Raw genomic sequence first — 11,912 nt, forward strand, 5'->3', positions numbered from 1 at the left:
CCCCGCAACGGGAGCGGCCCCGGTCCAGGAGCCACTTCCGCTTCTCCCGCGATCTTTACGGGCTCCGACGCGCCCCAGGAGCCGAACGCGCGGAAGAATAGGTCCATGAGCCAGCAGCCCAGCTCCGAGGTCCCGGTCCAGCCCGCCCAGCCGTCGGTCGGCTCCCTCGCCGCCCACCGGCCGCACGCGGTCGCCGGCGCGGTACCCGCAGGCCTGTCCACAGCCGCCGACCTGGACCCCGATCTGGACAACGACCCGGACGCGTACGAGCCCGAGGGCGACGGCGACGAGCTGCCGCAGGGCCGGTTCCTCGACCGGGAGCGCAGTTGGCTCGCGTTCAACGAACGTGTTCTGGAGCTCGCCGAGGACCCCGCCACACCGCTCCTCGAACGGGCTAACTTCCTCGCGATCTTCGCCTCGAACCTGGACGAGTTCTTCATGGTCCGGGTCGCCGGTCTCAAGCGCCGTATCGCCACCGGTGTCGCCACCCGGTCCGCGTCCGGACTCCAGCCGCGCGAGGTCCTCGACCTGATCTGGACCCGCTCCCGCGAGCTCATGGCCCGCCACGCCGCCTGCTACCAGCAGGACATCGCGCCCGCCCTGTCCGACGAGGGGATCCAGCTGGTCCGCTGGCCCGAGCTGACCGAGAAGGAGCAGGCCCGCCTGTTCACCTTCTTCCGGCAGCGGGTCTTCCCCGTGCTGACCCCGCTGGCCGTCGACCCGGCGCACCCGTTCCCGTACATCTCCGGGCTCTCGCTCAACCTCGCCGTCGTCGTGCGCAACCCCGTCAGCGGCCACCGGCACTTCGCCCGGGTCAAGGTGCCGCCGCTGCTCACCCGCTTCCTGGAGGCGTCCCCGCAGCGTTACGTCCCCATAGAGGACATCATCGCGGCCCACCTCGAAGAGCTCTTCCCGGGCATGGAGGTCCTCGCCCACCACATGTTCCGGGTCACCAGGAACGAGGACCTGGAGGTCGAGGAGGACGACGCCGAGAATCTGCTCCAGGCCCTGGAGAAGGAGCTCATGCGGCGCCGCTTCGGCCCGCCGGTCCGGCTGGAGGTCGAGGAGTCCATCGACCCGTACGTCCTGGACCTGCTCGTGCGCGAGCTGAAGATCTCCGAGACCGAGCTCTACCCGCTGCCGGGCCCGCTCGACCTCACCGGACTGTTCGGCATCGCGTCGCTGGACCGGCCCGAGCTGAAGTACCCCAAGTTCGTCGCCGGCACCCACCGCGACCTCGCCGAGGTCGAGTCCGCCTCCGCGCCCGACATATTCGCCGCCCTGCGCGAACGCGATGTGCTGCTGCACCACCCGTACGACTCGTTCTCCACCTCCGTCCAGGCCTTCCTGGAGCAGGCGGCGGGCGACCCGGACGTCCTCGCGATCAAGCAGACCCTGTACCGGACCTCCGGCGACTCGCCGATAGTGGACGCCCTGATCGACGCGGCCGAGTCCGGCAAGCAGGTCCTCGTCCTCGTCGAGATCAAGGCCCGCTTCGACGAGCAGGCCAACATCAAGTGGGCCCGCAAGCTGGAGGAGTCCGGCTGCCACGTCGTCTACGGCCTCGTCGGCCTCAAGACCCACTGCAAGCTGTCGCTCGTCGTCCGTCAGGAGGGCGACACGCTGCGCCGCTACTCCCACGTCGGCACCGGCAACTACCACCCCAAGACCGCACGGCTCTACGAGGACCTCGGCCTGCTCACCGCCGACCCGCAGGTCGGGGCCGACCTCTCCGACCTCTTCAACCGGCTCTCCGGCTACTCCCGCCGCGAGACCTACCGCCGACTGCTTGTCGCCCCGAAGTCCCTGCGCGACGGACTGATCGCCCGGATCAACAAGGAGATCACCCACCACCGCGCGGGCCGGCCCGCCTACGTACGCATCAAGGTCAACTCGATGGTCGACGAAGCGGTCATCGACGCCTGCTACCGGGCGGGACAGGCCGGAGTGCCCATCGACATCTGGGTGCGCGGCATCTGCGCGATCCGCCCCGGCGTCACCGGCCTCTCCGAGAACGTCCGGGTCCGCTCGATACTCGGCCGCTTCCTCGAACACTCCCGGGTCTTCGCCTTCGGCAACGGCGGCGAGCCCGAAGTCTGGTTCGGCAGCGCCGACATGATGCACCGTAACCTCGACCGCCGGATCGAAGCACTGGTCCGCGTCACCGACCCCGCGCATCGCGCCGCCCTCAGCAGGCTCCTGGAAACAGGCATGTCCGACACCACCTCCTCCTGGCACCTGGGCCCCGACGGAAACTGGACCCGGCACTCCACGGACGCGGACGGGCAGCCGCTGAGGCACGTACAAGAGATGCTCATTGACGCCCGGAGGCGCCGGCGTGCGACGCCCTGACCACCAGACGACGACCCTCTCCGCGGAAGCGGTCCTCGCGCCCTACCTGCGCGAGCAGGCCGCCTGCTTCCTGCGGGGCCTGCGGCTGCACCGCGAGCACAGCGCCCCCGCGGACGCCGGCAGCCGGAGCGCCGACGAGGCCGCCCGCGCGCTGCGCCACGCGGCACGCCGGATCAGCGGCACGCTGCACACCTTCCGGGGAGCGCTCGACCCGGCCTGGGCCGACCAGCTCCGCACCGAGCTGGCCTGGCTCTCCGGCACCCTGGCACGCGAGCACGCGTACGCCACCCGGCTCGGCCGGCTCCTGGAGGCTCTGCACCAGCTCTCCGGCTCCTCCCTCCCGGCGGCCCGCACGGCCACGGGGGAGAACCCGGACGGGAGCGGCACGGACCGGGCGGCGCTCGGCGTCGGCGCCGCCCGGGCCGGAGCCCTGCTGGAACGCAGGCTGACCCTCGCCCGGACCCGCGCCCACTCGGCGGCGCTCCAGGCACTGGGCTCCTCCCGCTTCCACGCCGTCGCCGACGCCGTCGCGCTGCTCGCCTCCGAGGTCCCCCTGTCGCCCTCGGCGGCGGTACCCGTGGAGGGTGCGCTGCACGCCCCGGCCGAGCTGGCCGAGCAGCTGATGCTGGATTCGGTGGCCGCGCTCCCGCCCGACGTGGCGGTGGAGCCGTACAACGAGGCCCACGACGCCCTCTGGCACCAGGCCCGGCTGCTGCTGCGGCTCCACCGGTACGCGTACGAGATGCTGCGGGGCGCCCCCGATCCGTCCCTGGCCGGGCCGGGGCACGCCCTGGACCTGCAGCGGGACGCGGCCGAGGCGGCGGCGGCCGCGGCCGCCGCGGCGCGCACCCCGCGCATCGCCCCGGCGACGGCGTACGCCCTGGGGGTGCTCCACGCCGACCAGCGGCACGAGGTGGAGGCGGCGCGCGCCGTGTTCCGGGAGAGCTGGCCGTACGCGGCGGCCGTGACCGCGCCATGAGCGATACGCCCGTACGGGCGGCGGGGTGCGTGCTGTGGCGCCGCACCCCGGACGGCGGCGGCCTGGAGATCTGCCTGGTCCACAGACCCCGCTACGACGACTGGTCGTACCCCAAGGGCAAGCTGAAGCGCGGTGAGACCGCGCTGGAGGGCGCCCTGCGCGAGGTCCTGGAGGAGACGGGCCACCACTGTGCGCCGGGCACCGAGCTGCCGACGGCCCACTACATGGCGAACGGGCGCCCCAAAGAGGTCAGCTACTGGGCGGCGGAGGCGACGGACGGCACGTTCTCGCCCAACGACGAGGTCGACCGGCTGGCGTGGCTCTCCCCCGGCTCCGCCCGCGCGCGTCTGAGCCGCCCGGGCGACCGCGTCCAGCTGGACGCCTTCCTGGAGAACCACCCGCACGTCTGAGGGCGCCGGAACCAGCCCGCCCGACACGGTTCACCCGCCGTTCACTCTCCCCCGTAGGCCGCTTCACCTGTTCTGCCTAATTTCGGACGTACCAGGTGCACGGCGCCAAGCCGCAGCACCACTCCTCATCGCACGCCGCCTCGTCCCCACCAGCCGCGGCGGCTCCTGGAAGGAACACCCCGAAAGTGAAGCTTCAGCGCAAGAACCGGCTTCGTGCCACCGCGCTCGGTGCCCTCGCCGTCTCCGGCGCCCTGGTCCTCACGGCGTGCGGTTCGGACGACAACACCGGTGCCGAGGCGGAGGGCGGCAAGACCAGCGCCGCCGCGTCGAACATCAAGTGCGACGGCGCCGAGGGCCAGCTGCGCGCTTCCGGGTCCAGCGCCCAGAAGAACGCGATGGACCTCTGGGTCAAGAACTACATGGCCGCCTGCTCCGGCGTGGAGATCAACTACAGCTCCTCGTCCTCCGGTGAGGGCATCGTCGCGTTCAACCAGGGCACCGTCGGCTTCGCCGGCTCGGACTCCGCCCTGAAGCCCGAAGAGGTCACCGAGTCGAAGAAGATCTGCAAGACCGGCCAGGGCATCAACCTCCCGATGGTCGGCGGCCCGATCGCGATCGGCTTCCACCTGGAGGGCGTCGACAGCCTCACGCTGGACGCCTCCACCCTCGCCAAGATCTTCGACACCAAGATCAAGAAGTGGAACGACCCGGCGATCGCCGCGCTCAACAAGGGCGTCGACCTCCCGGACAAGGCCATCCAGCCCTTCCACCGCTCCGAGGACTCCGGCACCACGCAGAACCTCGGCAAGTACCTGAACGCCGCGGCCCCGAGCGACTGGAAGTACGAGGCCGAGAAGAAGTGGCCGGCCCCCGGTGGCCAGGCCGCGTCGCAGTCCTCCGGTGTCGCCACCCAGGTGAAGGCCGTCGACGGCGCGATCGGCTACTTCGAGCTGTCGTACGCCGCCTCGCAGGACATCACCACCGTCGACATCAACACCGGTGGCGCCGCCCCGGTGAAGGCCACCTCGGAGAACGCCTCCAAGGCCATCGCCGCCGCCAAGGTCAAGGGCACCGGCAAGGACCTGGCGCTCGACCTCGAATACACCACCAAGGCCGAGGGCGCGTACCCGCTGGTCCTGGTGACGTACGAGGTCGTCTGCGACACCGGCAACAAGGCCGAGACCCTCGGAACGGTCAAGTCCTTCCTGACCTACACCTCCTCCGCGGAGGGCCAGAAGGTCCTGACCGACGCCGGCTACGCCCCGATCCCCGAGGCGATCAACGCCAAGGTCCGCGAGACCGTCGCCGGTCTCGAGTAGCCCCACCGCACGACGCGCACGCACAGGCGGGCCGGTCCGGCGCACCCCTCCGGACCGGCCCCCACCGCCCGACCCATCCGGTGCACCGCCGCCAGGGGAGCCCGCCGGTTCCCCCACACAGACCGGAAAGACCATGGCTTCCACTACACCGCTCGACATCCCACCGGCTCCGCCGGAAACACGCGGCCGCCCCAAGTCCACCGGGCGTGCCGGCGACAAGATCTTCCTGAGCCTCTCCCGCGGCTCGGGCATCCTGCTGCTCGTGATCATGGCGTCGATCGCCGTGTTCCTCAGCTACCGCTCCGTCATCGCCATCTCGAAGGACGAGGGCAACTTCCTCACCACCCTCGACTGGAACCCGGCCGGTGACCCGCCGGTCTTCGGCATCGCGGTCCTGCTCTTCGGCACGGTCGTCAGCTCGGTCATCGCGATGGTCATCGCGGTTCCGGTCGCTGTCGGCATCGCCCTGTTCATCTCGCACTACGCGCCGCGCAAGCTGGCCGCCCCGATCGCGTACGTCGTCGACCTCCTCGCCGCGGTGCCCAGCATCGTCTACGGCATCTGGGGCGCCCTCGTCCTCGTCCCGTACCTGGAGGGCCTGAACCTCTGGCTCGACCAGTTCTTCGGCTGGACGTACATCTTCGAGAAGACCGAGGTCGGCGTCGCCCGCTCGCTCTTCACCGTCGGTATCCTGCTCGCGATCATGATCCTGCCGATCGTGACCAGCGTCAGCCGCGAGGTCTTCCTCCAGGTCCCGAAGATGCACGAGGAGGCGGCGCTCGCCCTGGGCGCCACCCGCTGGGAGGTCATCCGCCTCTCGGTCCTGCCGTTCGGCCGCTCCGGGATCATCTCGGCCTCGATGCTGGGCCTGGGCCGCGCGCTCGGCGAGACGATGGCCGTCGCCACGGTCCTGTCGCCGAGCTTCCTCATCTCGCTGCACGTGCTCAATCCGGGCGGCGGGACCTTCGCCCAGAACATCGCGGCGAGGTTCGGCGAGGCCGACGAATTCGGGCGCGACGCCCTGATCGCCTCGGGCCTCGTCCTCTTCGTCCTCACCCTGCTGGTCAACGGCGCGGCCCGGCTCATCATCGCCCGCCGCAAGGAGTACTCGGGGGCCAACGCATGACCCACGCCACCACCGCCGACATCCAGGACGACCGTCCGCGGACCTCGCCGGAACCCCGCAAGCAGGCGCTCAGCAGCCGCAGCCTCCCCCGCTGGGCCCCGCTCGGCTTCGCCGCCGTGGCGGTCGTGCTCGGCGTCGGGATCTCCCTGGCGGCCGGCTGGCAGAGCCGCGTGCAGTGGGGCCTGATCTCGGCCCTGCTCTTCCTGGCGATCTCGTACGTCGCGACGACCGCCGTCGAGAACAAGCGCCAGGCCAAGGACCGCCTCGCCACCAGCGTCGTCTGGGTCTGCTTCCTCGTCGCCGTCGTCCCGCTCGCCTCGCTGCTCTGGACCACGGTCAGCCGGGGCGCCGAGCGCCTCGACGGCTACTTCCTCACCCACTCGATGGCCGGGGTCCTCGGGGCCGAGGACAGCGGCGGTGTCTACCACGCGCTGATCGGCACCCTGGAGCAGGTCGGCATCGCCACGGTGATCTCCGCCCCGCTGGGTCTGCTGACCGCGGTCTACCTGGTCGAGTACGGCAAGGGCACGCTCGCCAGGGCCGTCACCTTCTTCGTCGACGTCATGACGGGCATCCCGTCCATCGTGGCCGGTCTCTTCATCCTGTCGATCATGCTGATCGCGAGCATCGAGCCCTCCGGCCTGATGGGCGCGCTGGCCCTGACGATCCTGATGATCCCCGTCGTGGTCCGCTCCACCGAGGAGATGCTCAAGCTCGTCCCCAACGAGCTCCGCGAGGCCTCCCTCGCTCTCGGCATCCCGAAGTGGCGCACCATCCTCAAGGTGGTCCTGCCCACCGCGATCGGCGGCATCACCACCGGCGTCATGCTCGCCATCGCCCGCATCGCCGGCGAGACGGCCCCGATCATCCTGCTGGTCTTCGGCAGCCAGCTGATCAACACGAACCCCTTCGAAGGCGCCCAGTCCTCGCTGCCGTTCTACATCTACGAGCAGTACAAGGTCGGAGAGGCCGCGTCCTACGACCGCGCCTGGGCCGCAGCCCTGGTCCTGATCGCCTTCGTCATGATCCTCAACCTGGTGGCCCGCGGCATCGCCCGCTGGAAGGCCCCCAAGACCGGTCGCTGACGCGGCCATCGGCGACCCGAAAGAAGCAGTGATCCACATGGCCAAGCGCATCGACATCGGCGGCCTCACCGCCTACTACGGCTCCCACAAGGCCATCGAGGACATCTCGATGACGGTGGAGCCCCGCTCCGTGACCGCCTTCATCGGCCCCTCCGGCTGCGGCAAGTCCACCTTCCTGCGCACCCTGAACCGCATGCACGAGGTCACCCCCGGTGGCCGCGTCGAGGGCAAGGTGCTGCTGGACGACGAGAACCTGTACGGCTCCGGGGTCGACCCCGTCACCGTGCGCCGCACGGTCGGCATGGTCTTCCAGCGCCCGAACCCCTTCCCGACCATGTCGATCTTCGACAACGTCGCGGCGGGCCTGCGGCTGAACGGCTCGTACCGCAAGAGTCAGCTGTCGGAGATCGTCGAGAAGTCCCTCCGGGGCGCCAACCTCTGGAACGAGGTCAAGGACCGCCTGAACAAGCCGGGCTCCGGCCTCTCCGGCGGCCAGCAGCAGCGCCTGTGCATCGCCCGCGCGATCGCGGTCGAGCCCGAGGTGCTGCTGATGGACGAGCCGTGCTCGGCGCTCGACCCGATCTCGACCCTCGCCATCGAGGACCTGATCGGCGAGCTGAAGGAGCGCTTCACGATCGTCATCGTGACGCACAACATGCAGCAGGCGGCACGCGTCTCGGACCGTACGGCCTTCTTCAACCTCTCGGCGGTGGGCAAGCCCGGCCGGCTGATCGAGATCGACGAGACGGAGCGGATCTTCTCCAACCCGTCCGTCCAGGCGACCGAGGACTACATCTCCGGCCGCTTCGGATAACCGGAACATCCCCAGACGGCCTTGGGGTGCTGCATGGCGGTGCCACCACAAGGCGAAAGGGTCCGCCCCCACTCTCCGACAGGAGAGCGGGGGCGGACCCATGACAGCCATCGGCCCAGCACCATCAAGCCCGCCCGGCGATTGAGGGCATCGTTTCAAGCTTGACCGGCGATTGAGGGCGAAGCGGCCACCGACCACCAGGACCCGCTCACCCGAAGAGCAGGACGACGATCCCGTAGCTCAGCGCGGCGACCAGCGCCGCAGCCGGCATGGTGATGAACCACCCCAGGATGATGTTCTTGGCCACCCCCCAGCGCACCGCGTTCACCCGCTTCGTGGCGCCGACGCCCATGATCGCCGAGGTGATCACATGAGTGGTGGAGATCGGCGCGTGGAACAGGAACGCCGAGCCGAACATGATCGACGCGCCCGTCGTCTCGGCGGCGAAGCCCTGCGGCGGGTCCAGCTCGATGATCTTGCGGCCGAGCGTGCGCATGATGCGCCAGCCACCGGCGTACGTCCCCAGCGACAGCATCAGCGCGCAGACGAGCTTCACCCAGACCGGGATCTCGTCGTTCGGGCCCTCGACATCGGCGATGACCAGGGCCATCACCACGATGCCCATCGTCTTCTGGGCGTCCTGCAGACCGTGGCCCAGGGCCATGCCCGCCGCCGAGACCGTCTGCGCGATACGGAAGCCGCGCTTGGCCTTGTGCGGGTTGGACTTCCGGAACATCCACATGATGCCGACCATCACGAGATAGCCGACGACCAGGCCGATGACCGGAGACAGGAACATCGGGATGACGATCTTCTCGAGCACCCCGTCCCAGTGCACCAGCGTCCCGCCGGCCAGCGCCGCACCGACCATGCCGCCGAACAGGGCGTGCGAGGACGAGGACGGCAGGCCGTAGTACCAGGTGACCAGGTTCCAGATGATCGCGCCGACCAGTGCCGCGAAGAGGATGCCCATCCCCTTCTGGCCTTCGGGCGTGGCGATCAGCCCTTCGCTGACGGTTTTGGCGACCCCCTGGCCCAGGAAGGCACCTGCGAGGTTCATCACAGCGGCCATCGCCAGAGCCGCACGCGGGGTCAGCGCCCGGGTGGAGACCGAGGTGGCGATGGCGTTCGCCGAGTCGTGGAAGCCGTTCGTATACGTGAAGCCGAGCGCGACGCCGATGGTCACGATCAGCGCAAAGGTGTCCACGAGGTTCAGGACTCCTTGACCGCGATGGTCTCCACGGTGTTGGCGACGTGCTCGAACGCGTCAGCCGCCTCTTCCAGCACATCCACGATCTGCTTGAGCTTCAGCACGTCCATGGCGTCGTACTTGCCGTTGAAGAGGTGCGCCAGCAGCTTGCGGTGGATCTGGTCGGCCTGGTTCTCCAGACGGTTGACCTCGATCCAGTACTCCGTGAGGTTGTCCATGGTCCGCAGGCTCGGCATGGCCTCGGCGGTCAGTTCCGCCGCCCTGGCCAGGACCTCGATCTGCTGCTCGACACCCTTCGGGAGCTCGTCGATCTGGTACAGCACGACCAGGTCGACGGCCTCCTCCATGAAGTCCATGATGTCGTCGAGCGACGACGCGAGGTTGTAGATGTCCTCGCGGTCGAACGGCGTGATGAAGGAGGAGTTCAGCTGGTGGAAGATCGCGTGGGTGGCATCGTCCCCCGCGTGCTCCGCTGCCCGCATACGCTCCGCGATCTCGACTCGGGAGGCAGAATCCGCCCCGAGCAGTTCCATCAGGAGTTTCGAGCCCGTGACGATGTTGTCCGCGGATGCGGAAAACATGTCGTAGAAGCTCGTCTCCCTGGGGGTCAGACGAAAGCGCACGTGGGGTCCTCGGGGTGCTTTGGATTCGGTCAGGCTGATGCTAGGCGCATCATCCGGCCACGGCTAACCGGCGTTCTTCAGTGTCGCGCATCGGGCACAGTGATCAGCACGGCCCCCCGGTCACGTTTCGGCTGGATTCGTTACGATATACCCGGCGGGGGTATACAGACCGCACAGAACGGCACGCTCACCGCAGGCCACGAGGACAACGGGAGGACCCCATGACCACCACCGAGGCCGCCGACGCAGCCGGTACGGAAGCGGTCGTCACCGACCACGACCGCGGGATCCACGGCTACCACCACCAGAAGGACGAGCACCTCAAGCGGCTGCGCCGCATCGAGGGCCAGATCCGCGGCCTCCAGCGGATGGTGGACGAGGACGTCTACTGCATCGACATACTCACCCAGGTCTCGGCCTCCACCAAGGCCCTGCAGTCCTTCGCGCTCCAGCTGCTGGAGGAGCATTTGCGCCACTGTGTCGCAGATGCCGCTCTCAAGGGCGGCGAGGAGATCGACGCGAAGGTCGAGGAGGCCACGAAGGCGATCGCCCGCCTCCTGCGGACCTGACGGCGGCCGGGGGAGGCAAAGCCGGGCGGGGGAAAGCCGGGCGGGGGAAAGCCGGGCGAGGGAAAGCCGGGCGAGGGAAAGCCGGGCGAGGGATAACTCACCCCGTCATCCCCGGTGGCGGGCCTGCCGGGGAATCGTCGGCACCGGCTCGGGGGCATCCACCCCGACGTTGAGCACCTCGTCGATACGGTCGGGACTGAGCCGGTCCTCAAGCGCGCCCGCCGCCGCGATCATGAGCTCGCCGCACAGCTCGATCTCGGCGAGAGCCACACAGTCCTGAGCGTTCGGAGCGCTGAGCGTCACCACCTGCGTCACCTCTCTCTGCTGTCGCCGACTCCTGGCGCACCGACTCCGTGGGTCCTGTGTGGACCTAGCGTAGGGAGCGCGGCACACACCGCGCATGGCACGGAAGGACCATTTCGGCCCCCTCCCTACGGCGTTTCCGGGCCACTCCCGCTCTGCTGGACCCGCCCCGTGTAGATGTCCTCCTCGGGGGGCAGCTTCACGGAGACCGGTGCGCCGAAGCCGTACAGCAGCATCGTCGAGACCACCGTCACCGCCGGCCCCTCGGTCGCGAAGGTGAAGCGGTGGCGCACCTTACGCAGCAGACCCGCGTCGTCCAGATAGGCGTCGAAGGGCACCGCGTCCGTGCTGAACCCTTTCGCCGCGGCGGCCAGCGCCCCGCGCGAGGACGGCGACGCCTCCCGCGCCGCCCGCCCGAGATCCGCGGTCCCCCGGTAGTGCCGGACCGTGACCCCGGCCAGCTCCGTCCGCCCGACGTACGTCACGCCCCCCGCACCGCGCAGCAGCTCGGCGGCGGCCGTCGGATCGGTCACCCCGCCGGTGACCAGATTGCCGTCCTCCAGGGACGTCGTGTCAATCCGCACCCACTTGTCGTCGGGCACCCCGGCACCGCGGTTCTTCATGTACAGCGCGCCGGGTGCCAGCAGCTCCGTGATCGGCCGGTGCTCCTCGGCCCCGGCGGCGTCCTTCGGCAGGACGACCTTGATCCGGCCCAGCTGTCGGCGGAAGTCGTACGCACCCTGGCCCCTGATCGTCACCCGGGTCCCACCGGCCGCGGTCTCCATCGACGTACGCGTCTCGGCGCTGCCCGCATCGGCCAGCCTTTCGGCCGCCCGCCCGACCACGGCCGCCGGCGACCCGGCCGGGCCGTCCCCGGCGACTCGCTCACCGGCCCCGTCACCACCGTCACCGCCCGCGCCCGAGCATCCGCTGCCCACCGTCATCACACCTGCGACAGTCAGGGCCAACACCGCCAGTGCCCCGCCTCCGCACCTGCGCTGCTGCACCACCATCGCCTGCCAACCCCCAACGACGTACACCTGACCGGGTTCCCGCCCGCCTCGCCTAACGACGGCCGGAGCACCTCGTCACGCCACCGGCGCCCTTCCGGAAGCCGATCGG

Annotated in this window: 12 protein-coding genes; 8 read left to right on the forward strand and 4 right to left on the reverse strand. The window is 69.8% G+C overall.

Features of this window, described 5'->3' with window-relative positions; translation table 11 throughout:
* Nucleotides 1–105 precede the first annotated feature (105 nt).
* The 7 genes from ACIRD8_RS10145 (at nucleotide 106) to pstB (ending at nucleotide 8,085) form a co-directional block, all read left to right on the forward strand.
* On the forward strand, nucleotides 106–2,352 hold the full coding sequence (locus ACIRD8_RS10145) for an RNA degradosome polyphosphate kinase (protein ID WP_403988589.1): 2,247 nt from the start codon (nucleotides 106–108) through the stop codon (nucleotides 2,350–2,352).
* Nucleotides 2,339–3,331, forward strand: coding sequence for a CHAD domain-containing protein (locus tag ACIRD8_RS10150; protein ID WP_403988591.1), 993 nt, complete (start codon nucleotides 2,339–2,341; stop codon nucleotides 3,329–3,331). Before ACIRD8_RS10145 ends, ACIRD8_RS10150 begins: the two co-directional genes overlap by 14 nt.
* Entirely contained in the window at nucleotides 3,328–3,741 is a 414-nt protein-coding gene (locus tag ACIRD8_RS10155; protein ID WP_403988592.1) for an NUDIX hydrolase, read from the forward strand. The genes ACIRD8_RS10150 and ACIRD8_RS10155 overlap by 4 nt, the downstream gene beginning before the upstream one ends.
* Nucleotides 3,742–3,926: 185 nt before the next feature.
* Entirely contained in the window at nucleotides 3,927–5,060 is a 1,134-nt protein-coding gene (gene pstS, locus ACIRD8_RS10160) for a phosphate ABC transporter substrate-binding protein PstS (protein WP_403988594.1), read from the forward strand.
* A 133-nt stretch (nucleotides 5,061–5,193) separates the two neighbouring features.
* Nucleotides 5,194–6,186, forward strand: coding sequence for a phosphate ABC transporter permease subunit PstC (gene pstC / locus ACIRD8_RS10165; protein WP_403988596.1), 993 nt, complete (start codon nucleotides 5,194–5,196; stop codon nucleotides 6,184–6,186).
* Nucleotides 6,183–7,271 carry a phosphate ABC transporter permease PstA gene (gene pstA / locus ACIRD8_RS10170; RefSeq protein ID WP_403988598.1) on the forward strand — a complete coding sequence of 363 codons (1,089 nt, stop codon included), beginning with the start codon at nucleotides 6,183–6,185 and terminating at the stop codon, nucleotides 7,269–7,271. The genes pstC and pstA overlap by 4 nt, the downstream gene beginning before the upstream one ends.
* Before the next feature lie 37 nt (nucleotides 7,272–7,308).
* Nucleotides 7,309–8,085, forward strand: coding sequence for a phosphate ABC transporter ATP-binding protein PstB (pstB, locus tag ACIRD8_RS10175; protein ID WP_403988600.1), 777 nt, complete (start codon nucleotides 7,309–7,311; stop codon nucleotides 8,083–8,085).
* A 208-nt stretch (nucleotides 8,086–8,293) separates the two neighbouring features.
* Here pstB and ACIRD8_RS10180 read toward each other — a convergent pair whose 3' ends face one another.
* Nucleotides 8,294–9,292, reverse strand: a complete 999-nt coding sequence (locus ACIRD8_RS10180) for an anion permease (RefSeq protein WP_403988601.1) — start codon at nucleotides 9,290–9,292, stop codon at nucleotides 8,294–8,296.
* A gap of 5 nt (nucleotides 9,293–9,297) precedes the next feature.
* On the reverse strand, nucleotides 9,298–9,918 hold the full coding sequence (locus ACIRD8_RS10185; protein WP_073743490.1) for a DUF47 domain-containing protein: 621 nt from the start codon (nucleotides 9,916–9,918) through the stop codon (nucleotides 9,298–9,300).
* Between the two features lie 221 nt (nucleotides 9,919–10,139).
* Here ACIRD8_RS10185 and ACIRD8_RS10190 point away from each other — a divergent pair, with 221 nt between their 5' ends.
* Complete coding sequence (locus ACIRD8_RS10190) at nucleotides 10,140–10,487, forward strand: metal-sensitive transcriptional regulator (RefSeq protein ID WP_124273934.1); 348 nt, start codon at nucleotides 10,140–10,142, stop codon at nucleotides 10,485–10,487.
* Between the two features lie 105 nt (nucleotides 10,488–10,592).
* Here ACIRD8_RS10190 and ACIRD8_RS10195 read toward each other — a convergent pair whose 3' ends face one another.
* Entirely contained in the window at nucleotides 10,593–10,802 is a 210-nt protein-coding gene (locus ACIRD8_RS10195) for a hypothetical protein (protein ID WP_403988603.1), read from the reverse strand.
* Between the two features lie 116 nt (nucleotides 10,803–10,918).
* A complete protein-coding gene (locus tag ACIRD8_RS10200) occupies nucleotides 10,919–11,803 on the reverse strand; it encodes a hypothetical protein (protein WP_403988605.1) in 885 nt (294 codons plus the stop codon).
* Nucleotides 11,804–11,912: the final 109 nt, after the last annotated feature.

Origin of the sequence: Streptomyces sp. NPDC102451 (assembly GCF_044765485.1) — a bacterium.
Lineage (GTDB): Bacteria > Actinomycetota > Actinomycetes > Streptomycetales > Streptomycetaceae > Streptomyces.